Raw genomic sequence first — 21,783 nt, forward strand, 5'->3', positions numbered from 1 at the left:
AAAGTCTGCGTAAGTGTAAGGGATTTTAGAAATATAAAATAGGCTGTGACGGGCAAGAAACAGCCTATTTTGCGAGGGAGTAGGCCCTCTGACTTAATAATTTTTGTTGATTAATATAAACCTAGTTGAACTTTAATTAGCTGGGATCTAATTAAGTTATTATTAGAACATGGGTTTTTATTTAACCAACACGGATAGTCTACCTGTTTTTCATTGTTGTGGTGAAATGGCTTGTAAAGGAATGTAAATAGAATTGCTTTTTATTTAGAAATTAATAACAAAGCCTTAATAATTCTAAGGCTTTGTTATTTATAGACGTTATAAAAAGTGGTTATTCGTTAAATAGCTCTTGTTTAACGTGCTCTGCAAAACCACTACCTGCTTCTAAGTAAAAGTTATAAGTAGAATGAACACCCATTTCTTCTAGCTCTTTTTGTTGATCAGGGTAGTTTGCAATAGCTGTTACTTGGCCTTTATAACCAGAGGCTTGTAGCTGCTCTAACGCAAAAATATTTTGCATATGCTTTGGCATCGCAAGCATGACCATTTCTACTTGCGAATGATTTACTCGTTGCCAAAAGTCAGGATCTGTTGCATCAGCAATTAAGACGTTGCGGCCTCTGTTAACGTGCTTATCTACCACCTCAGGTTTTATATCTATACCTGCAACAACATTTGGGTGAGTCGCGTTAATAGTCTCATACGCACCAGTACCAATACGTCCCATTCCAAAAATGACTATTTTAGTATCGTTTAGGTTAACGGGTAGCTCTTCAGCTAAACGAGTTTTGCTTTCAAACTTTAATAGCCACTGCTCTATTTTTACGTATAACTCATTTGAGCGCTTATTTAACGGTGAGGCAATTACAAAGGTAATAGAAACTGCAATTGCCATTACAGCGAGCCACTCCGAAGTGATCATGCCAGTGCTAGCTGCTACTGCACATACAATTAACCCAAATTCACTGTAGTTAGATAAACTAAAGGCGGTAAGTAATGATGTACGCGCGCGTAGTTTGAATATATTTGTGAACACATAATAAAGCGCTATTTTAATAGGTAAAACTAAAACAAGTATAATAGCAACGATTAATGAGCTAGTGGTTAGCTCTGCGCTCAAGCCAATACTTAAGAAAAAACCAACTAATAATATGTCTTTTAAATTAAGCAGAGATTTTGATAGCTCACCTGCCTTTTTGTGAGGGGCAAACATCATTCCTATTATTAGTGCACCTAAATCGCCTTTTAGGCCTGCAAATTCAAATGCATGATAACCAGCAACTAAAGCAAAGAAAAAACCAAATAATGGTAATAGTTCACCATGTTTAGAGCGATTTAATACGCCATACATGACAGGTCGTAATAAAGGCAGAGCAATTATTAATGCAATTGCCCACACATTTGGAATTTTACCTGTACTAATCGCTAAAAAGATAACTGCAAAGATATCTTGCATGACTAGTATACCAATGGCTATTTTACCGTGAAGGCTTGCCATTTCTCCGCGTTCTTCAAGCACTTTTACTGCAAATACAGTACTTGAAAAACTAAGTGCAAACCCAACTAATAAAGCACTTTGCCAACTTAAATCAATAAACAGTGGAATGGCGAAAACACCAAGCAATAACATAAAGCCACTAAAAAGCGCACTGCTAAAAATAATATGCAATGTTGCAGGCGCCCACACTTGGGGTTTAATTAAACTGTTTACCTTTAGCTTTAAACCAATACTAAAAAGAAGAAGGGTTACGCCAAGTGCTGCTATTGTATCGAGCAACTCTGTACTTTTATAACCCGATAAATTTAAAGCAAAACCTGCTAATAAAAATCCAATAAGAGGAGGCAGCTTTAACTGATAAACAGCAAAACCACACACAAACGCGGCGGCAAAATAGATTAGTTCCATAATTCTTAATATCACTTCATTTGGGGTTTCAGTGTAACGAAAAATTTATACCATTGAAAATAAAAATAGACCTAAAAATGAACGCGTCTAATCAAATACTTGCCTAGCTGTGTATAAAAAATGCGCATCAAACATACATTTAATCGTAAATAGTATGTAAATAACATTTTTTCACTGACATTGGCTTTTAAATATGGTTAAGATGCGATAACGAAGAAGTTTAAGCGAGAGCAAATAATAGAGCCGCTCAGCTTAAGGAGAAATATATGTTTAAAAAGATTTTAGCGTCGGTAGGTATTGGTGCTGCAAAAGTAGATACTGTTTTAGAGACTGAACACCTACAACCTGGTCAGCTTTTTAACGCACAAATAGTCATTACCGCAGGTGATGTTAGCCAAGATATTGCAGGCTTAGATTTATTACTTATGACCCGTGTTAAAGCGGCAGGTGATGATGGCGATTATTTTACCAATCATGTGATTGACCAATGGCGAATTACCGATATAGGTACAATTGAACCGGGCGAAGTTAAAAGTATCCCTTTTGAAGCACGCCTTCATTCTGAAACACCTATTACAGAAATTAATGCAGGCTACAATCAATCTCATGTGTGGCTTGAAACAGGTTTAGATATTGATTTAGCACTTGATCCGAGCGATAAAGACCATTTACATATTTACCCTAATGAAGCTGTTAAAACGTGCATGCAGGCGATGGAAAAGCTAGGTTTTAGCTTAATGAAGGCTGATGTAGAAAAAGGTCATTTGCGCGCTTCTACATTTCAATCGTTATCGGGCTGTTATCAGGAGCTTGAATATAAACCAAATAGCCGTAGTTTATTTGGCATTCAAGAGATTGAGTTGTCATTTGTTCCAGAGGCACATAAAACACATGTGCTCATAGAACTAGACAGAGCCTTTAGAGGCGATGGTTATGTAGATTTAACCATAGAGCATGACCACGTGAATGTATCGCAGTTGTGCGACCAACTAGAGCGTTTATTTGCTTAATATAAGTTAACAAGTGAATAATATTATTAAACCCGGCCTAGGCTGGGTTTATTGTTTATAGGATTTAAAATGCAATTTAAATGTGAGCAGTTTAATGCTTTAGATGCGCATACTCTTTTTACTATTATGCGAGGACGTGTGGACGTATTTGTTGTAGAGCAGGCATGTCCTTATCCTGAACTTGATGATGTAGATATAGCTTTAAATACACAGCATCTATATACATTAGGCAGCGGGCAGCTACACACTTATGCGCGATGCTATGAAAAAAATGAGCAATACAGCGCAATAGGGCGCGTGCTGGTAAGTAAAAGTGCGCGTGGCAAAGGCGACGCCACTTTACTTGTAAGTAAAGCAATAGAATGCTGTAAAGAACTGTGGCCTGAGCGAGATATTTATATTGGCGCACAAACCTACTTACTTGATTTTTACCGCTCTTTTGGCTTTGAAGATTACAAAAGTGAATATCTAGAAGACGGCATACCTCATCAAGATATGATTTTAAAACTCACTCAATAAATCCAATTTAAGCAGCTATAAAAAAGCCCATTAATGTGGGCTATTTTAATTTAAAACTATTTTAAGGCTGAGGTATCATTTAGCTCAATAGTGAGTGTAAAAACACCATACCAATAGCCAGTGGACATACAAACTTGGTATACCAAGGCCATATTTTCCAAAACAGTGTATTGTGAACCTCTGGATTACCCTCTTGAATTGCTTTTAGTAATGAGCCTCTATACCAAATCCAGCCTACAAATATACAACACATAAGGCCAAGTAAAGGCTGAGCTACTTTTGTAGTGAGAGTGATTACTAAGCCAAATAAGCTGCTAAGGTTACACACAATTGTAATGCTGACGACAGCGATTAGCGCCCCAATTAACCACGTTGCTTGAACGCGTTTCATCCCAAAGCGCTCTACGGTGTATGATACTGGCGCCTCTAACATTGAAATAGATGATGTTAAAGCGGCAATACTCATTAACGCAAAAAATGAAAAACCCACAAACAGACCTACGTCGCCCATTCCATCAAATAAAGCGGGGAGTACCTGAAACACTAATGTATCTTCAGAGAGCAGCTTACCCGTTGTGGCCGAGAATATTTCAACGCCTTGTGCTTGTGCTACGTACATTGCTGGGATGATCAGTAAGCCTGCAACAAAAGCAATAAATACGTCAATAAGGGTTACATACGCGCCTAAAGAAACGAGGTTTTCTTTTTTACTAATGTACGAGCCGTAAATAATCATTACGCTAGTGCCAAGCGATAATGAGAAGAAAGCTTGCCCTAATGCACTTACTAATAGTTTTGCGTCAAAAATAGATGAAAAGTCAGGGACTAAGTAGGCTTTTAAGCCTTCCATAGCACCATTTTGCGTCATTACGTAAGCAATAAGTGCAAATAAAATGCCTAAAAGTGCAGGCATTAAACGCTTAGACCACTTCTCAATACCGTTTTCAACGCCTCTACTTATAATGGCGACAGTTAGAACGATAAAGATCATGGTGAATATAATATTTCGAGTAAGTGATTGCTCGCTTAACCATGTAGATGCTGTGTTGGCACCAACTAAAGTGGCTATGGGTTCAGCTGTGGCGCTGAGCATCCAACCGGCAACAATGGCGTAAAAGCTTAGTATAAAGCCAGCGCATAAAATACCGCCAAAACCAACAGCAAAGGCAAAGTGTTTTTGCCATGGCTTATTAGATATTTTTTGAAGAGATGACACTGCGTTTGCTTGGCCATGACGTCCAATCATAAGTTCAGCCATTAAAGCGGGGTAGGCTAAAAAGAACGCAAGCACTAAATATGCGACTAAAAATGCAGCACCGCCATTACTGGCTGTTTGTGTAGGGAATCCCCAAATATTGCCCAAACCAACGGCAGAACCCGCGGCGGCCATAATAAAACCAAAGCGAGAGCTAAACTCGCCTCTAACTGCGCTCATATTATTGTACTTCTCTATTGTGTGACGGCGGTGACAATCTACTGGAAATGTAAAAAAATAAAAAGTGCTTATTTGCTGATCTAGCACAAATTAATAAGTAAAGTGTATGTTATAACCATCGATTTTAATTGTTGTTATTAAGTCGTTTAAAATAACGAGTTGATTTTGTTTAATAATTGTTAATTACAGTCTGTAACTATTGCTTTACGGATTATGGTGCTGTGCAATAGTGAGGGTAAAGCACGCACCACCTAGCTGGGTGCTTTTAGTTACTTTAACGCTGCCATGATGCCAATCAGCTACTTTGGTAACAATGGCTAAGCCAAGGCCATAACTTTTATCGGCTCTGTTACGGTGGTCTTCCTCTCTAAAAAATGGGCTAAATACGTTACTAAAGTTTTCTTGTGCGATACCTGGGCCGTCGTCTTCTACCGTTATTATAAGCTGTTGCTCGTGTAACCTTGCACTGAGGTAAATATGTTGGTTTGCGAAATCACATGCGTTAGTTAATAAATTAGTAATTGCACGAGCCAACCAGTGAAGATCTGCATTTATTATTTTATCTGTACTATTGAGTTGTACGTTGAGCATTTGCATTTCAAGTTTTGGTGCAAGTTGAACTAAAATATCTTCAAGGTAGGATTTAATATTGGTTGATGAATAGGTCAGTTTGTTCGCGTTTTGTTCTAAAGTAGCAAATGCTAAATAGCTACTAAGCATCGATTCCATATGATCTAAATCGTTCTCCATACGGATTAAATACTGTTTTATTTTTTGCTCATCATGGCTATCTAATGCCGCATCTAAACCAAATCGCAGGCACGCGATAGGGGTACGTATGTCGTGAGACAAGCTTGAGGCCATTAGTTTGTTTTCGGCGACAAGTTTCTCTATTTGGCTAGCCATGCGGTTAAAAGTAAGTTCTACGTCTTTTATATAGGTAAAGTGCGATACTTTTATTCGGGCTTGAACATTACCTGAGGCAAACTTTTTAGCGGCTTCGTTTAAGACAGTCAGCCGTTTAGCTAAAGGGGCGATAATAAACCCCATAAATACACATAAGCCTGCGTAAAATAGTAGAGTTAATATAATGTCGTTATGCTGCTCGCTATCAAAGATTTTATCTAAACGCATTGATAAGTGAAAAGGATTTAAAACGTCGCTACTATAGAGCATATAAAAGCCTTGCTGATCCTCTAAAATCAGCCCACCTGGCGTGTGCATTTGTAACAATAGCGAAGGTGGTAAAGCGAGTGACTCATTTGGCTTGTAGTCAATTAAAACATCAAACTCTCGGGCTAGTTGTTTCACATAATCGCTGCGCTCAGATGTAGGTATGTTAGCTAATTGCTTATTAAAACCCATGATCATTTTACTTTGCTGACTAAATTCATCTTGTGGGGTATGCGCTTGTTGACTAAAAGCATCAATAAGCCAGCCCAATACCACAATAGATAAAAGTGCACTGCCTAGAAGCGATATATAAAACTTTTTCATTTATTTATTCATCGCTCTATTACCACGCGGTAGAAACAAGTAAATAGCCACGTCCCCAAATGGTTTTAATTTTTTCAGGGTTTTGTGGGTCATCATTAAATTTTTTACGAAGTGCAGAAATAAGTACATCAACACTTCTATCAAGCCCGTCGTACTCTCTACCTTTCGTCGCTTTAAATACGGCATCGCGTGAGACAACTTGACCTGCATTACTTGCAAGGTAGTGTAATAATAGATATTCGGCGCTTGATATGTTTACATCTTGCTCGTTAAGGGTCACATTTCTTGATTCGGTATTAATACTAAGCGCACCAACTTGAATAACGCTTTGGCTAACCTGTGGCTTATTTGGCTCATTGTTTTGACGCAGTGCTGCTTTTATGCGCGCTAGCAATGCACGTGGACGCACCGGTTTCATTATGTAGTCGCTTGCGCCAACTTCTAAACCAATAACTTCATCCATCTCTTCATCGCGTGCGGTGAGCATTATAATAGGCGAATTATAAAAGCTACGAAGCTCTCTACATACGCTGATACCATCTTGCCCCGGGAGCATAATATCAAGGAGTACAATATTTGGATTTAACGTTTTGACCTGGCTAACAACTTCGTCACCACGATGACAAACATGCGTTGTATAGCCTTGCTCTGTTAAATATTCAGCAACCCATTGCGCTAGTGATGCATCGTCTTCAACAAGTAAAATAGTCCCGTAGTTATCCATAAAATATCCCTAATGCGATTGGTATTAAAATAGTCGCCAGCGGCGTTTTTTTTGTCTGTTTTGATAAACCCATTGTAGTTTTACTTCTGCTGTACTGATGACTTTGGATGTATTGCTATCAAATAGTTCAAATGAAATACTTTGCTGTGAGTCAAAAGCATAATTAAAAGTACCACTTTGTTGCTTTAGCCAACATTGCATAATGTACTTTGAAGTTGCATCGCGTAGGCAGTAATTACCAATGATAGGTTGCTCCCACGTAAGTGTGACATCGGCATAGCAATTACGCCCTTCGCGCAGTGCAACACAAGTGTCGGGTAGTGCTATGAGTGCTTCAGGGGGCTCCTGCGCTTTAACAGTAAAGGTACTGGGAAAGATCAGTAATACCCAAATCCATCTAAAATACATAACGTAGGCCTACCTTGGCTTTATGCTGATATCCTTGGGAAATAATGGGGCTGTCGTCAATTTCTTTTGAAAACCATGTAGTGAGCCAACCGGATAAAAACACCCAATCTTGGCTTATTGGATATTCAGCATGGAACTCAAAGATAATACTCGTACTGGCATTGCTGCTATAAATCGGGCGAAGGCTGGTGGCTTCATCGTTATCAATGCCAAAGTAATAATTGGTAAAATCGGCAGAGTAGGCGCTTAAACCAACACCAGATCTAAACTCCCAGTTTCGCCATGGCAAAATGTGGCTAAAAAAGCTATTTATAACCCAGCCATTATGAGCACCAGATACGTCATGAAGGTATTCAAAGGAGAATTGTGAGTTTTCAAATCGGCGGGTGAGCCTAAGACCAACATCAAAATCGTAATTACGTTTCTTAATACCTTGAAGCTCTTTTATAACACCGTGGTTATAAAACCCGAGGCCTTTTTCGTCAAACCCGGCTTGAGTATTTGTGCCAAGTATATCTAAGCCCCAATCAAATTTATCTATAAGACTGTAACCAATTACAAGACCACCGCTGAGTTGATTGTGATCAAAATCAAGATAAAATTTATCGTAAGAAACAGCAAGACTTAAATCAAGCTCAACGCCTTTATCGTAAGATTCGATACCGATTAGGTAGGAATCTTCAATATAAAAGCCCGCACCAGCACTCCAATCCCACGCAAAGCCTTGGGTTGGCTCTAACGTGTTATCGGCATAATAGCGGTTACTTGCCATACTTGTGGTGCTAAAAATAAAGCAAAAAAGCAATGTTATGCTCACTAAAGTATGGTTAAGCAAAGTGTTTCTCATCCCTAAGGGCCTAATTATTATTTGTTATTAAGCGTAGTATATTGTTAATTCGTCCCTTTAATCTGTAAAAAAATGTAGTAAGTATAAATTTACTGAACTTTAATTTTATCGATTAATATACTGCTTAAGTAGAACTGCATCATAGGCGTTAATGCGCTTACTTCTGTTCTGTTACACGGACCACTAAGCTTAGTAAGGCTTGATAATTTTGACAACGTTTTGTACTGAGGAATTTGAATGTCTTTTCCAAGTCTTTCCATGCGGGCTTCATCAGTATTTTGCTGATGGACAAAAGCGACAACCTCAAGCTCATTAGTTATTTTTTGCTCTTCGGTGAAACTATAAACTAGTGGCTCACGATGAAAACTAGCACTATCAATAGAAGATTTAGCAAACCAAACAACATCACCCGATGCTTTGTGTGTGAGGCGCATACTTACTTGTGCAAATATTGCAGCACATTCCTGAGTTGGGTATTGCTGAGCAATATCTGAATATAATGTAAAAGGGTTCTCAGGTTGCTTTATTGCGTACTTAACATCGTCAGTGAAGGTTAAATCAAGTTGCTGAATAGTTAGTGTATAGTCGCTGTTATTTTTAGTGGTTACTTTTAGCTGTTTATCGTTAAGTGCTTGGCTAATTTGTGATAAAAGTTTATCGGTTACACTTGCCTTATCGGTAATAATTTTTACTGTTTGGTTTCTAATTACCTTATGTGCAGGAAGTTGAACGGATTTAACTTTTGGTGATGAGTGCCCTGTGGTGTACTCAAGCTGGTAGGTCTGGCTTTTTAATGTTGGCTTTAATGGCATAGCCAGTGGTTCGGCCGGCTGCTTTGTAAGAGTACAACCAGTTGATAATATAACAAAAAGTGACACAACGAAAAAACGCATAAGTACTAAACACTCACTAAAAACCAAATAATCGTCGTATTGTACGTTAGTCCAAACAAAACTTCATGATATTATCTACATAGATGTAGTTAAAAAGATAAATTTTATAAAAATGAAGTATCTCAAATCTTTATTGTATAGCCTACCTGCTTTGTGTTTGTTGTTTAGCTCTGTGAGTTTTGCAGCAAAAGCAGATCCTGATTGGGATGCATTTGTAAAAAAGTACGGCCGTTACGCACAAAAAAAATTAAAAAGTAAAGGTATACCCGGTGCAGCGCTTTCGATTGTAAATGCAAACAACTCTGATTATATCCACACTATGGGTGTTACTAAAGCACGCAACGGGCAAAAAGTTAATAAGCATACTCGGTTTAGGCTCGCGTCTGTTTCTAAAACATTTGCAGGTTCATTATCAGCTAAATTAGCCAGTGATGGCTTACTTGAACTAGACAAAGCTGTTAGCGAATACATAACTGATTTTAAAGGGACTGTTTATCAAGATGATTTAAAGGTGTTTCATCTTTTAAGCCATTCAAGCGGGTTAGTGCCTAATGCATACGATAATTTAATTGAGTCTCGTATGGATTACCCCGGAATTGTCGAAAAATTACTTAGCGTTAAACCTATTTGTAAACCAGGTGAGTGCTATGGCTATCAAAACGTAATGTTTAGCCTCATCGGTGATGTAATATTGCAAAGCAGCAGTAAAAGTTACGGACAGTGGTTACGAGAAGCTATTTTTGAGCCTTTAAAAATGAGTGATGCCAGCTTAGGTTTTGAATCTATGATTCAGGATGAAAATTACGCATTACCACACGTGCGCGGTACAAAACGTTGGTATAGCGCTAAGCTTAAAAAAAATTATTATAAAGTGGGACCTGCAGCGGGTGTAAACGCAAGTGCAAGTGACATGGCCATTTGGTTAAAAGCCCAGCTAGGGCAATACCCTGATGTTTTGTCATTGGATAATCTCGCAAAGCAAACGCGTCCTTATACACATACAAAAAAAGAAATGCATCGCAGAGTGTGGAAAAAACACCTTAATGAAGCCTATTACGGGCTAGGTTGGCGGGTTTATAATTACGCCGATGAAACGCTTTATTATCACAGTGGCTGGGTGCAAGGATATAGAAGCGATGTGGTTGTATTTCCCCACTTAAACGTTGGTTTTAGTTTAATCGTTAATGCTGAAACCGGCGTAATAAATGAATTAACGACTGAATTTATCGACAGGCTATTAGAATATAAGCGAGGTAAAAAAATATGAATAAAATAATATTAGCAGTCACTTTTTTAGCCATGTCATTTAATTGTAGTTTGGTATTTGCCGCACCTGACGAAGTATATTTGTTTCGTCATAGCGAAAAGTTAACGGGTAAAAACCCAGCGCTTTCAGAAAAGGGGAAGGCACGTGCAAATAATTTAGTTACGTTATTTAAAGAATATCAAAATATACATCTTTTTAGCAGCAACTATAAACGCACGTTGCAAACAGCCGCACCTTTGCAGGCACATTTTAATACCAAAATAAATGTGTATAACGCAGGTGAGCTAAGTGATCTAAAAAATGAGTTACTAAAACTAAAGGGAGTGGTTGTTGTTATTGGGCACAGTAATACGACGCCGCAACTGGCAGAACTACTCTCCAATGAAAAAGTGCCGGCTATGAGTGAGACACAATTTACTCAGTATTTTATATTACACAATAAGCCCACTAATAACGGCACTGATTATGATGTAACCCACCATACAATGAGCTTTTAAATTAAAAAGTATTATGTAACAAAAAACCAGCATTAAGCTGGTTTTTTAATTTAAACGTACTAAACCCTTTAAAAAGGATTAATTAATTACGTGGTAAATGTATTTTTTTCTCAACACTTTGGCGATAAAGCACAATAGTGTGACCTATCGTTTGTAGCTTAGTCGCACCAGTTTCACGTACGATTGCTTCAAAAATAAGTGCTTTTGTTTCACGATCATCAGTTGGAACTTTAACTTTGATTAATTCGTGAATTTCTAATGCACTTTGAATTTCGACTACTACGCCTTCGGTTAAACCGTTAGAACCTAGTAAAACTACAGGCTTGAGGCTATGTGCCTGACCTTTTAAAAACTGCTTTTGTTTGTTTGATAATGTCATGTTTATACAAATTTTGCTGAATATGGCTTGAATTAAGGGTATTCTAACGCCATCTAGAGAATATTACTAATTAGTTGCGTGTTAATTTATGACAAATAAAAAACAGTCAGCCAGTTCACAGCGATGGCTGAAAGAACATTTTGATGATAAATATGTTCAAGAAGCGCAAAAAAAAGGCTGGCGTTCCCGAGCGGTTTTTAAATTAGATGAAGTACAAAATAGAGATAAGTTACTTCGCCCTGGTATGACCGTTGTTGATTTAGGGGCAGCTCCAGGAAGCTGGTCACAGTATTTGGCAGAAAAAGTAGGTGACAAAGGCCAAGTTATTGCCTGCGACATATTACCTATGGACTCACTTGCGGGTGTTGACTTTTTACAAGGCGACTTTCGTGAAGAAGCTGTGTTAAATGCGTTGCTGAAACGTATTGATGGTAAAAATGTTGATGTGGTACTCTCTGACATGGCACCAAATATGAGTGGTAATAACTCAGTAGATCAAGCGGGTAGTATGTATTTGGTAGAACTTGCACTAGATATGTGTAGTCAAGTACTTAAGAAAAATGGCGCATTTATTGTTAAGGTTTTCCAAGGTGAAGGCTTTGATCAATACTTGCAAGATGTACGTAATAGTTTTAAAGCAGTGAAAATACGCAAACCTGATGCCTCACGTGCCCGTTCTCGGGAAGTATATATAGTAGCGACTGGATACAAACTGTAGTACAGTTGCTTGGCGTTTAGTTGAATTTAAATTAATTGGATACAAGAGGTTAACCCCTTGAGCGATATGGCGAAAAATTTAATACTATGGCTGGTGATTGCAGTTGTGCTGATGTCAGTCTTTCAGAGCTTTAATGGTGGCGAGCAAGTTGATCGTCAAACAAGTTACACTCAATTTGTTAAAGATGTCCGCAGCGGCTCTTTACAAGAAGTTATTATTGACCGTGGTACAGGAAATATTACTGGTACTAAAAGCAGTGGTGAACGTTTTCAAACAACGATGCCAATGTACGATGAAGATTTAATTAATGACTTACTTAAAAATGATGTAAATGTGAAGGGTGTACAACCTGAAGAACAATCATTCTTAGCGAGCATATTTATTTCCTGGTTCCCAATGATACTGCTTATTGGTGTATGGATATTCTTCATGCGTCAGATGCAAGGCGGCGGCGGTAAAGGCGCTATGTCATTTGGTAAGAGTAAAGCGCGTTTAATGAGCGAAGATCAAATTAAAACAACGTTTGCAGACGTTGCTGGTTGTGATGAAGCGAAAGAAGACGTTACCGAATTGGTAGACTTTTTACGTGACCCTTCTAAGTTTCAAAAGCTTGGCGGTAGTATTCCTAAAGGCGTACTAATGGTTGGTCCTCCTGGTACTGGTAAAACGTTACTTGCAAAGGCTGTTGCGGGTGAAGCGAAAGTACCGTTTTTTACAATTTCTGGTTCAGATTTTGTTGAAATGTTTGTCGGTGTTGGAGCTTCACGAGTACGTGACATGTTTGAACAAGCTAAAAAAGCGGCACCTTGTATTATCTTTATAGATGAGATTGATGCGGTTGGTCGTAAACGTGGCGCAGGTATGGGCGGCGGTAACGATGAACGTGAGCAAACACTTAACCAAATGCTAGTAGAAATGGATGGTTTTGGTGGTAACGAAGGTATTATCGTTATTGCGGCAACTAACCGACCAGATGTTCTAGACCCTGCATTACTTCGTCCAGGTCGTTTTGACCGTCAAGTAGAAGTCGGTTTACCTGATATCCGTGGTCGTGAGCAAATACTCAAAGTACACATGCGTAAAGTGCCATTAGGCGATAACGTAGAAGCGGCTGTTATTGCACGTGGTACACCTGGTTTTTCTGGCGCTGATTTAGCGAACTTAGTAAACGAAGCTGCACTTTATGCTGCACGTGGTAATAAACGTGTTGTAAGTATGGGCGAATTTGATGCTGCTAAAGATAAAATCATGATGGGCGCTGAGCGCAAAACCATGGTGATGAGCGAGCAAGAAAAAGAAATGACAGCGTATCACGAAGCAGGCCACGCAATTGTGGGCCGTATGGTTCCTGAACATGATCCAGTTTACAAAGTATCTATTATTCCACGTGGCCGTGCGCTAGGTGTAACAATGTACCTGCCTGAACAAGACCGTGTTAGCCATTCAAAAGAGCTTTTAGAATCTATGATTTCAAGCCTTTATGGTGGCCGTATTGCTGAAGCACTTATTTATGGTGCTGATAAAGTAACAACGGGTGCAAGTAACGATATTGAACGAGCTACAGACATAGCGCGTAAAATGGTTACGCATTGGGGTTTAAGTGAAAAACTAGGTCCGTTACTTTACGCTGAGGATCAAAATGAGATGTATATGGGTGGTGGCGGAAGCCGTGCATCTAGTATGTCGGATGATACTGCTAAAGTAATTGATGCTGAAGTACGCTTATTTTCAGACCGTAACTATCATCGAGCAGAAGAAATATTAAAAGAAAACATTGATATTCTTCACTCAATGAAAGACGCGTTAATGAAATACGAAACAATCGACGCTAAGCAAATCGATGATTTAATGGCACGCCAACCAGTGCGTGAGCCGCGTGATGCACATGACCGTCATGAAGCAAAACCGGTAAAAGCGGAAGAACCTCAAGAGCCAGTAGTTGATGAAAGTCAAAATACTGATGATTCATCGAAAAAAGATGAAACAAACCTTGATGACAAAGCTGAATAATCGTTAAAATAGTTAATGAAAGCCCCGAACTTCGGGGCTTTTTTGTATCAACTATTTAGAAATAATTATAAAGGTTGGCAATGACTAACACATTAAAGCTTCCGAGAGGGCGTACGCTTAATCTTGAAAAGCCCGTTATTATGGGAATATTAAATGTAACGCCGGATTCATTTTCTGATGGTGGGCAGTTTTTAGACCCCAAAGTAGCGCTAAAGCGCGCAATGCAATTATTAGATGACGGCGCGACAATTTTAGATATAGGGGGGGAGTCAACCCGTCCAGGCGCGCCAGATGTTAGTTTAGAAGATGAACTTGCTCGAGTAATTCCTGCTATTAAAGCGATACGTGAGTACAGTGATTGCGTTATTTCAATTGATACTAGTAAAGCGCAAGTAATGGAGCAAGCAATACTCGCAGGGGCAGATATAGTTAATGATGTAAGAGCTCTACAAGAAATAAACGCCTTAGAAACGCTTGCGCAATATGAAGATGTAGCAATTTGTTTGATGCATATGCAAGGGCAGCCCCGGAGCATGCAATCAGCACCTCGTTACGATAATTTGTTTGCAGATATAAATATGTTTTTTAGTGAACGTATTAAAGCGTGTGAAACAGCGGGGATTAAGTTTGATCGACTTATTCTAGACCCCGGTTTTGGATTTGGAAAAACGCTTAGCCATAACTATCAAATATTGGCTGGGTTTGATGATTTTAATAAATTAGGATTGCCGTTATTGGCTGGGTTATCTCGTAAATCGATGATAGGTAATTTATTAAATAGAGATACAAATGAACGGTTAGCGGGCAGCTTAGCAGGTGCGTTAATCGCAGCGCAAAATGGCGCAAAAATTATTCGTGTACATGACGTAAAAGAAACCGCAGATGTACTTGATGTATATCAAGCCTGCGAGAAAGGAATTGCATAATGAAAGAAAGAAAATATTTTGGCACTGACGGCGTACGTGGCCTAGTAGGTACAGCGCCTATTAATCCTGAGTTTGCAATGAAGTTAGGTTGGGCCGCGGGACGTGTATTATCTCAAAGTGGTACTAAAAAGGTAATTATAGGTAAAGATACCCGTATTTCGGGCTACATGCTTGAAACTGCACTTGAGGCTGGTTTAATTGCTGCTGGTATTGATGTTGTATTACTTGGCCCAATGCCAACTCCTGCGGTTGCCTATTTAGCACAAACATTTAGAGCTGAGGCGGGCATTGTTATTAGTGCTTCACATAATCCGTATTACGATAACGGTATTAAGTTTTTCAATGGTCAAGGCTTGAAACTCGATGATGCTGTTGAGCTTGAAATTGAAGCGATGCTTGATGAGCAAATGACATGTGTTGCTTCAGATAAACTAGGTAAAGCTTCGCGTTTAGTTAGTGCAGACGGCCGTTATATAGAGTTTTGTAAGAGCCAGTTTCCCCAAGGTTTGTCCTTAGAAGGTCTTAAAATTGTTGTCGATTGCGCAAATGGTGCTACATACCATATAGCTCCTTCTGTCATGCGCGAACTTGGCGCAGAAGTAATAACACATGCATGCGAGCCTAATGGGGTTAATATTAATCAGGAATGTGGTGCTACGCATGTTGATACTTTAAAACGTAAAGTGCTTGAGTATAAAGCTGACGTAGGTATTGCATACGATGGTGATGGCGATCGTGTAATGATGGTTGATCATAATGGTCGTGTATTCGATGGTGACGATTTAGTTTATATTATTGCTTGCCAAGCTGCCGAAGATCACATGCTTGGCGGTGGTGTAGTCGGCACTGTTATGTCTAACATGGGCCTTGAAAATGCTTTAAAAGCAAAAGGTATCGAGTTTGCTCGTAGTAAAGTGGGTGATCGCTATGTAATGGAATTACTACAGCAAAAAGGCTGGAAAATTGGCGGTGAAAGCTCAGGCCATGTACTGAATCTAGACTTAATTAGCACGGGCGATGGCATTATATCAAGCTTACAAGTACTTGCTGCCATGGTTGCACAAAATCGAACCTTACAAGATTTAGGCGCTGGTTTTACCAAGTATCCAATGAAAATGATAAACGTGCGGTATACCGCTGGAACAGATCCGACAAAAGCACCTGAGGTACTTTCAGCTGTAGCAGAAGTTGAGCTTGCTTTAGGCGATAAAGGACGTGTTTTACTGCGCAAATCAGGCACTGAGCCTGTGGTTCGTGTTATGGTTGAAGCTGAGCAAGAAAAAATTGTAATAGACAGCGCTCAAAAAATTGCTGCTGTTGTAGAATCTATGAGCAAACAGACTGATTAATAACAATAACCTCTTGTAACTTTGGGCGAGAAAAGTTAATATCTCGCCCGCATTTCTAATGTGGAGTGGAAAATGGCAATACGCAAGGCGATGGTCGCAGGCAACTGGAAAATGAATGGTTCGTTAGAGCTAGTTAAACAAATGTCTGATGCTATTAACGATGTAAAATCACAAGAGATGGACATTGTTTTGTTTCCTCCATTCCCACTTGTACCAGCAATGATAGCTAGTGGTGTTTCTACAGGTGCTCAAACTGTTTCTGAAAATACACCTGGTGCTTTTACCGGTGAAGTAGACGGACAGCTTCTAAAAGATTTAGGTGCAACTTACGCACTCGTTGGTCACTCTGAACGCCGCAGTATTTATAACGAAAGTAATGAAACTGTCGCTGAAAAGTTTGCTAGAGCGCAAGAAGTTGGGTTAAAACCAATTTTATGTGTTGGTGAGAGTGAAAGTGAGCAAGAAAACGGTCAAACCGAACAAGTAGTTGCTGCACAAATTGATGCAGTAATTGAAAAATTAGGTGTAGCAGCACTGAAAGATTCTGTGATAGCATACGAGCCCGTTTGGGCCATAGGCACAGGTAAGACTGCATCGCCAGAACAGGCACAAACTGTTCATAAATTTATCCGTGACAAAATTGCATCACTTGATAGCAATTTAGCACAAGGGCTTACCATCTTATATGGTGGTAGCGTTAATGAAAAAAATAGCGAATTATTATTTGCACAAACAGATATAGATGGCGGCTTAATTGGCGGCGCAAGTCTAAAAGCAGAATCTTTTACTGCAATCTGTAACAGTGCAAAAGGGACTGTATAAGATGTACGAAATTTTATTAGTAGTTTATTTAGTTGTGGCTTTGGCTCTAGTTGGAATGGTTTTAATTCAACAAGGTAAAGGCGCAGATATGGGTTCTTCATTTGGCGCTGGCGCATCAGGCACTGTTTTTGGTTCGTCAGGTGCTGGTAACTTTATGACAAAAACAACCACAAGCTTAGCTACGGTATTTTTTGTTTTAAGCATTGTGTTAGGTAACTTAACGGCTGGTCAAATTAAAAAGACTGACGAATGGGAAAACCTAGAACAAGCTCCAGCAGTAGAAACTGTAGTTCCTGTTGAAGAAGATGTTCCAGTAACATCTACGAAAGGGCAAAGCTCTGACGTGCCGAACTAATTTAGCGTAAAGCTATCGTTAAACGATTTATAGTCCTCAAATAAATCAATATGTTTAACATCTAAGCGAAAGCTTAAAAATGCGGATGTGGTGGAATTGGTAGACACGCCACCTTGAGGGGGTGGTGCTTTAGGGCATGGGGGTTCAAGTCCCCCCATCCGCACCAAATTGCAAAAACCAGTAACAGAGATGTTAGTGGTTTTTTTGTGCCTGAAATATATTGTGAGTGTCTTTTAAACATTATTTTCTTGTTGTGAATTAATAGCATATATGGACCTTTTCGATCGCAAGACAATTTTTGAATCGTTGAAATAGAGTGCATTGCGGGCATATATTTGGCTTTTTGTTGAGGTATCATTTGATACCTCTAGCTCTGATGGGTTTCCGCTCCTAGCACCTCATAAATCCAGCGGCTTATGATTGTCCTTGATATTAAAAGGTTTCCTATAGGGCTGTACTGAACTGTACCAATCAATCTCTATTATTTAGTAATATTACAAGATTGTTTACTTATGTACTTTTCTAAAACCCATTTAGGCAGTTAATTGAATGCGCTTTTAAATTTTTAATCTTATTGGTAACGCAGCACCACCCACGCCATACGCGCCATTTATTCGTTAAAGCAACGGTCGTGTTATTGTAATTACTGTACACTTTCAATTGCCTTGTCCACTACACCACTTACAAAGAATCTAAATGTCATATTGATTTTTATAATAAGCAATATGAATATTTTGTAGTCATTTCAGATATTAATAAAATATGAAGGGGTAAATGTAATTTTTATTGGGAGCCTTATAACATTAAAAGTGGAATGCTAGTATTAACGCTCACTTGGTAGGCATCTACAAAGTACGGTCTAGAAAATTAAGTACGGATTGCACTAAACACTTAATTAGATCTAATTCTGACTTGATACTTGCAGGAAAAAACAAAAAGAAAAAATTAAAGTTAAAATAACTAGGTTTGAAGTAAGTCCACTTAGCTATTAATTTTATTTAAGTTTTTTTTACACCAAAGTAATGCTTGTTGCTTATTTTTCACAGCAATCTTTTGATACACTTTGTGTAAGTGTACGCGAACAGTAGCTTCACTTATAAATAAAGAGTCTGCTATTGCACTTGAATGTAAGCCAGAAAACAATAAATTTAATACTTTCATTTCTTTGCAGGTTAAGTTATTGGATTGCAGTGTAGTTTGTTGTTCACTCGCTAGCATTTGCCTCATCCAACCGTCAGTTACTGCACGTGGAAACCAAAGTTTTCCTTGTTCTATTGCTTCTAACCCTTGCTGAAATAGTGCCTCGTTAGTGCCTTCATAAAACAACCCTTTTAAATTTGGCCACTCTTTTAATGCAAGTACATCACTGTCTTTAGGGACGTCAAAAATGGCAAGTCCTTGATGACCACTTTTTAACATGAACTGATTAATGAGTTCATAATTCGTAATAACGTTTAAGGCTTGATAGTTCACAAGTAATATGTCGAAGTGGGCAGCAACACAAAAAAGTGAAGTATAATTTGGATTATTAAAACATTGCACATGCTTATCGGTTGTATTTGCTATATTCATAATATTCTATCCATAGATTACATTTTGGTACTATATTCTTATTTTTGGTTAAATTCAATGATAGACTAATTCATTTATGTTCTTTTATTGTTCTTTTATTGTTCTTTTTTTGTTTTTGGAAACCGAGTGGCCAAGATACTTATCTATTTATATCGCTAAATTAAATTATTATTTTTTTATTACAATACAATGACTTAGTGGGTCTTTATGTCTTTAAGTGAAGTGAAGACCTTAAATCCAACTGATTTTTCATGCGTTTATTTAAATAATCTATACATTTATTCACAATTTTGTCATATAATACCTGTCCAGAGGAAAGATGCTATGTAGCGTCTTTTTTTATGCCTAAAATTTATATTATCAATATAAAAGCATAACTAAAATCACACGGTATCCTTTGGAGAACATTTTGAAACTACGTAACCTCTCACAACTAAGCTTAGCAATTCTTGCTGGACTCACTACCTCTGTAAACGCCGAAGAAACTAAAACAACAGCTAAACAAGATGCTTTTGAAAAGATAGAAGTAACAGCTCGTAAACGCACAGAGAGTCTGTTTGAATCTCCAACCGCTATCACTTCAATTGGTGCAAATCTAATTGACAAAGCCAATATGAGTAACCTCGAAGATATTGGTAAATATGTTCCAAACTTAAATATTACCCGCTATGGGGTGGGTAACTCTGCGCATGCGTCAGTATTTATTCGTGGTATTGGTTTGCAAGATCATATTATCACTACCGATCCTGGTGTAGGTGTTTATCTTGACGGTGTGTATTTAGGTCGTCAAATGGGCTCTAACTTATCATTACCTAATGTTGAGCGTGTTGAAGTACTTCGCGGCCCCCAAGGTACTTTATATGGTCGTAATACATTAGGTGGTGCTGTTAATGTAATTACAAAGCAGCCTGGTGATGAAGGTATTGTTACTACTACAGGAAAGTTGGGGAGTCGTGGACGTATTGCTGGCGATGTTTATTTTAATAACTCACTAACAGATGATGTAAGTATGTCTGCAAGTGCATCGTACAAAACACGTGATGGTGTAGGTGAAGCTGTTAATTTAGCAAATCCAGAGAAAGAAATTGGTGAGGAAGAAGAGTTTAGTGGTCGTGTAGCCCTTAAATGGCAAGCGAATAGCGATTTAGCATTCACTTTTTCTTTAGATGGAGTTGATAACGAATCTGGTCAATCGCCTTATACAATTGAATTAACTGACCCGCTGGATGCAAACGATGTTTTTAATGGTGACTTCCCATTATTGACTCAAGATTTAATACCATCAGATCCTGATGATTTAGGTACGACTGTTGCTGGTATTGAATCTACTTCTTATTCAGGTTGGGGCACATCGTTTTCAGCCAATTGGGCAATTAATGACACTTATACTACTAAGTTTATTTCAAGCTACCGTACATCTGAATATGAAGGTGGTCTTGATGATGATGCATCTCCTCTAAACTTATCTGAGTTCCCTGAAGAGGGCGGTGCTGATCAATACTCTTTTGAAGTTCAGTTAAATGCGACATTCGATAATATGGACTTTGTATCAGGTCTTTACTTTTTTAATGAAGATGGCTTTACACGTTCAGGCCCGTTTGTATTTAGCCCATTTAATACACCTAATGGCTTGTTGAATGATGGTGTAACAGAATCATTTGGCGGTTACGGTGGATTTGAAATTAACCAAGAAACTAATTCGTATGCAGCATATATAAATGCCAGCTACGATTTAACTGACGATTTAACGGTTGGTGGTGGTCTTCGTTATTCAAAAGATAAGAAAGATGCAAATGCTATATTCCCATCATTTCCAACTCGTAAATATGTAAGTGCAGATTTTGATGCGGTTACATGGGATGTAAATGCATCTTATCAGCTTAGCAATAATATGAATGTGTATGGCCAGATTCAAAAAGGCTATCAAACAGGTGGTTTTCCACCACGTCCATTTGGTGGACCAGATCAATTTGTATCGTTTGACGAAACAAAAGCGATTAACTACGAAATGGGCTTAAAAGGCCAAGTACACGAAAATGTATCTATGATGCTTGCGGTATTTGTGACTGATTACACCGATTTAGCATTACCGTTTTCAGATCCAACAGCAGGTGGTGGCTTTGTAACAATTGTAGAAAATGCGGGTCAGTCTAAAGCGCAAGGTATTGAGCTTGAAACAACCGTTGCTATTACTGATGACTTTACTATTCGTAGTGCAGTGGGTTATTTAGATTCTGAAATAACAGAAGTGGCTGAGGGCGTACAAGGCATAGGTAAAGGCGATTCACCAGCACTTACACCACGCTGGACTGTAATGGTTGCACCTTCTTACTTTATGGATTTAGATAGCGGTGCAACACTTGCATTTAATGCTAACTATTCGTACCGAAGCGAAATGCAAGGGCAATCAGTTTACAACCAAAGTGAAACTATAGACTCACGTGAGTTAGTTGGTTTTAATATTTCCTACACTAATCCATATGGCGATATGGAGGTTACGTTATACGGTGAAAACGTTCTAAACGAAGTTTACGATGTTGGTCGTCTGCAACAATCAGGTTTTGTTGGCGTAATGCGTAGTAATGATCGAAGTGAATTTGGTTTGAAATTCAAAAAAGATTTTGAGTTATAAACTAAAATCAACTAAAT

20 protein-coding genes and 1 tRNA gene are annotated in these 21,783 nt (G+C 38.5%); 12 read left to right on the plus strand and 9 right to left on the minus strand.

The window, feature by feature from the left end:
- Window positions 1-331: 331 nt before the first annotated feature.
- A complete protein-coding gene (locus EU510_RS00460) occupies window positions 332-1,906 on the minus strand; it encodes a cation:proton antiporter family protein (protein WP_149591795.1) in 1,575 nt (524 codons plus the stop codon).
- Window positions 1,907-2,172: 266 nt separating this feature from the next.
- Here EU510_RS00460 and EU510_RS00465 point away from each other — a divergent pair, with 266 nt between their 5' ends.
- Both EU510_RS00465 and EU510_RS00470 read left to right on the plus strand, forming a co-directional pair.
- Window positions 2,173-2,916 (plus strand): sporulation protein, encoded by a 744-nt coding sequence (locus tag EU510_RS00465; protein ID WP_149591796.1) that lies wholly within the window; start codon window positions 2,173-2,175, stop codon window positions 2,914-2,916.
- 69 nt (window positions 2,917-2,985) lie between these two features.
- Window positions 2,986-3,435: a GNAT family N-acetyltransferase gene (locus tag EU510_RS00470; protein ID WP_149591797.1), complete on the plus strand. Its 450-nt coding sequence runs from the start codon at window positions 2,986-2,988 to the stop codon at window positions 3,433-3,435.
- A 79-nt stretch (window positions 3,436-3,514) separates the two neighbouring features.
- On the opposite strand, the gene EU510_RS00475 is transcribed toward EU510_RS00470, so the two are convergent.
- From EU510_RS00475 to EU510_RS19865, 6 genes are all read right to left on the minus strand, one after another.
- Window positions 3,515-4,870, minus strand: a complete 1,356-nt coding sequence (locus tag EU510_RS00475) for a sodium-dependent transporter (protein ID WP_149591798.1) — start codon at window positions 4,868-4,870, stop codon at window positions 3,515-3,517.
- Window positions 4,871-5,074: 204 nt separating this feature from the next.
- Window positions 5,075-6,367, minus strand: a complete 1,293-nt coding sequence (locus EU510_RS00480; RefSeq protein WP_149591799.1) for a sensor histidine kinase — start codon at window positions 6,365-6,367, stop codon at window positions 5,075-5,077.
- Between the two features lie 19 nt (window positions 6,368-6,386).
- Entirely contained in the window at window positions 6,387-7,091 is a 705-nt protein-coding gene (locus EU510_RS00485) for a response regulator transcription factor (RefSeq protein WP_149591800.1), read from the minus strand.
- 24 nt (window positions 7,092-7,115) lie between these two features.
- Complete coding sequence (locus EU510_RS00490) at window positions 7,116-7,499, minus strand: DUF3019 domain-containing protein (protein WP_149591801.1); 384 nt, start codon at window positions 7,497-7,499, stop codon at window positions 7,116-7,118.
- Window positions 7,489-8,271 carry a MipA/OmpV family protein gene (locus EU510_RS00495; protein ID WP_231619887.1) on the minus strand — a complete coding sequence of 261 codons (783 nt, stop codon included), beginning with the start codon at window positions 8,269-8,271 and terminating at the stop codon, window positions 7,489-7,491. Before EU510_RS00495 ends, EU510_RS00490 begins: the two co-directional genes overlap by 11 nt.
- Before the next feature lie 164 nt (window positions 8,272-8,435).
- On the minus strand, window positions 8,436-9,239 hold the full coding sequence (locus tag EU510_RS19865) for a hypothetical protein (protein WP_188085382.1): 804 nt from the start codon (window positions 9,237-9,239) through the stop codon (window positions 8,436-8,438).
- 112 nt (window positions 9,240-9,351) lie between these two features.
- On the opposite strand from EU510_RS19865, the gene EU510_RS00505 reads away from it, so the two are divergent.
- Complete coding sequence (locus tag EU510_RS00505) at window positions 9,352-10,506, plus strand: serine hydrolase domain-containing protein (RefSeq protein WP_149591803.1); 1,155 nt, start codon at window positions 9,352-9,354, stop codon at window positions 10,504-10,506.
- A complete protein-coding gene (locus EU510_RS00510) occupies window positions 10,503-11,003 on the plus strand; it encodes a SixA phosphatase family protein (RefSeq protein ID WP_149591804.1) in 501 nt (166 codons plus the stop codon). Before EU510_RS00505 ends, EU510_RS00510 begins: the two co-directional genes overlap by 4 nt.
- Before the next feature lie 82 nt (window positions 11,004-11,085).
- Here EU510_RS00510 and yhbY read toward each other — a convergent pair whose 3' ends face one another.
- Entirely contained in the window at window positions 11,086-11,382 is a 297-nt protein-coding gene (gene yhbY / locus EU510_RS00515) for a ribosome assembly RNA-binding protein YhbY (RefSeq protein WP_002963153.1), read from the minus strand.
- A gap of 88 nt (window positions 11,383-11,470) precedes the next feature.
- Here yhbY and rlmE point away from each other — a divergent pair, with 88 nt between their 5' ends.
- The 7 genes from rlmE (at window position 11,471) to EU510_RS00550 (ending at window position 17,728) form a co-directional block, all read left to right on the plus strand.
- A complete protein-coding gene (gene rlmE / locus EU510_RS00520) occupies window positions 11,471-12,100 on the plus strand; it encodes a 23S rRNA (uridine(2552)-2'-O)-methyltransferase RlmE (RefSeq protein ID WP_002963155.1) in 630 nt (209 codons plus the stop codon).
- Window positions 12,101-12,166: 66 nt separating this feature from the next.
- Window positions 12,167-14,110 (plus strand): ATP-dependent zinc metalloprotease FtsH, encoded by a 1,944-nt coding sequence (gene ftsH / locus EU510_RS00525; RefSeq protein WP_149591805.1) that lies wholly within the window; start codon window positions 12,167-12,169, stop codon window positions 14,108-14,110.
- Between the two features lie 80 nt (window positions 14,111-14,190).
- Window positions 14,191-15,036, plus strand: coding sequence for a dihydropteroate synthase (gene folP / locus EU510_RS00530; protein WP_149591806.1), 846 nt, complete (start codon window positions 14,191-14,193; stop codon window positions 15,034-15,036).
- Window positions 15,036-16,385, plus strand: a complete 1,350-nt coding sequence (glmM, locus tag EU510_RS00535; protein WP_149591807.1) for a phosphoglucosamine mutase — start codon at window positions 15,036-15,038, stop codon at window positions 16,383-16,385. The genes folP and glmM overlap by 1 nt, the downstream gene beginning before the upstream one ends.
- Before the next feature lie 72 nt (window positions 16,386-16,457).
- On the plus strand, window positions 16,458-17,207 hold the full coding sequence (gene tpiA, locus EU510_RS00540; RefSeq protein ID WP_149591808.1) for a triose-phosphate isomerase: 750 nt from the start codon (window positions 16,458-16,460) through the stop codon (window positions 17,205-17,207).
- Window position 17,208: 1 nt separating this feature from the next.
- Window positions 17,209-17,562: a preprotein translocase subunit SecG gene (gene secG / locus EU510_RS00545; RefSeq protein WP_149591809.1), complete on the plus strand. Its 354-nt coding sequence runs from the start codon at window positions 17,209-17,211 to the stop codon at window positions 17,560-17,562.
- A gap of 81 nt (window positions 17,563-17,643) precedes the next feature.
- A tRNA-Leu gene (locus EU510_RS00550) sits at window positions 17,644-17,728 on the plus strand.
- Between the two features lie 815 nt (window positions 17,729-18,543).
- Here EU510_RS00550 and EU510_RS00555 read toward each other — a convergent pair.
- Window positions 18,544-19,134: a LuxR C-terminal-related transcriptional regulator gene (locus tag EU510_RS00555; protein ID WP_149591810.1), complete on the minus strand. Its 591-nt coding sequence runs from the start codon at window positions 19,132-19,134 to the stop codon at window positions 18,544-18,546.
- A gap of 409 nt (window positions 19,135-19,543) precedes the next feature.
- Between EU510_RS00555 and EU510_RS00560 the strand changes: the two genes are divergently transcribed.
- Complete coding sequence (locus EU510_RS00560; protein ID WP_149591811.1) at window positions 19,544-21,766, plus strand: TonB-dependent receptor; 2,223 nt, start codon at window positions 19,544-19,546, stop codon at window positions 21,764-21,766.
- Window positions 21,767-21,783 lie beyond the last annotated feature (17 nt).

Origin of the sequence: Pseudoalteromonas sp. FUC4, assembly GCF_008370255.1 — a bacterium.
Lineage (GTDB): Bacteria > Pseudomonadota > Gammaproteobacteria > Enterobacterales > Alteromonadaceae > Pseudoalteromonas.

Excerpts from the sequence above, each read along its gene's own strand:
- rlmE (WP_002963155.1), top strand. The coding sequence starts at position 11,471 with ATGACAAATAAAAAACAGTCAGCCAGTTCACAGCGATGGCTGAAAGAA.
- EU510_RS00555 (WP_149591810.1), bottom strand. The coding sequence starts at position 19,134 with ATGAATATAGCAAATACAACCGATAAGCATGTGCAATGTTTTAATAAT.
- glmM (WP_149591807.1), top strand. The coding sequence starts at position 15,036 with ATGAAAGAAAGAAAATATTTTGGCACTGACGGCGTACGTGGCCTAGTA.
- EU510_RS19865 (WP_188085382.1), bottom strand. The coding sequence starts at position 9,239 with ATGCGTTTTTTCGTTGTGTCACTTTTTGTTATATTATCAACTGGTTGT.
- EU510_RS00475 (WP_149591798.1), bottom strand. The coding sequence starts at position 4,870 with ATGAGCGCAGTTAGAGGCGAGTTTAGCTCTCGCTTTGGTTTTATTATG.
- EU510_RS00460 (WP_149591795.1), bottom strand. The coding sequence starts at position 1,906 with ATGGAACTAATCTATTTTGCCGCCGCGTTTGTGTGTGGTTTTGCTGTT.
- EU510_RS00490 (WP_149591801.1), bottom strand. The coding sequence starts at position 7,499 with ATGTATTTTAGATGGATTTGGGTATTACTGATCTTTCCCAGTACCTTT.
- ftsH (WP_149591805.1), top strand. The coding sequence starts at position 12,167 with ATGGCGAAAAATTTAATACTATGGCTGGTGATTGCAGTTGTGCTGATG.
- EU510_RS00465 (WP_149591796.1), top strand. The coding sequence starts at position 2,173 with ATGTTTAAAAAGATTTTAGCGTCGGTAGGTATTGGTGCTGCAAAAGTA.
- yhbY (WP_002963153.1), bottom strand. The coding sequence starts at position 11,382 with ATGACATTATCAAACAAACAAAAGCAGTTTTTAAAAGGTCAGGCACAT.
- EU510_RS00495 (WP_231619887.1), bottom strand. The coding sequence starts at position 8,271 with ATGGCAAGTAACCGCTATTATGCCGATAACACGTTAGAGCCAACCCAA.
- EU510_RS00505 (WP_149591803.1), top strand. The coding sequence starts at position 9,352 with ATGAAGTATCTCAAATCTTTATTGTATAGCCTACCTGCTTTGTGTTTG.
- EU510_RS00485 (WP_149591800.1), bottom strand. The coding sequence starts at position 7,091 with ATGGATAACTACGGGACTATTTTACTTGTTGAAGACGATGCATCACTA.
- EU510_RS00480 (WP_149591799.1), bottom strand. The coding sequence starts at position 6,367 with ATGAAAAAGTTTTATATATCGCTTCTAGGCAGTGCACTTTTATCTATT.
- tpiA (WP_149591808.1), top strand. The coding sequence starts at position 16,458 with ATGGCAATACGCAAGGCGATGGTCGCAGGCAACTGGAAAATGAATGGT.
- EU510_RS00470 (WP_149591797.1), top strand. The coding sequence starts at position 2,986 with ATGCAATTTAAATGTGAGCAGTTTAATGCTTTAGATGCGCATACTCTT.
- folP (WP_149591806.1), top strand. The coding sequence starts at position 14,191 with ATGACTAACACATTAAAGCTTCCGAGAGGGCGTACGCTTAATCTTGAA.
- EU510_RS00510 (WP_149591804.1), top strand. The coding sequence starts at position 10,503 with ATGAATAAAATAATATTAGCAGTCACTTTTTTAGCCATGTCATTTAAT.
- secG (WP_149591809.1), top strand. The coding sequence starts at position 17,209 with ATGTACGAAATTTTATTAGTAGTTTATTTAGTTGTGGCTTTGGCTCTA.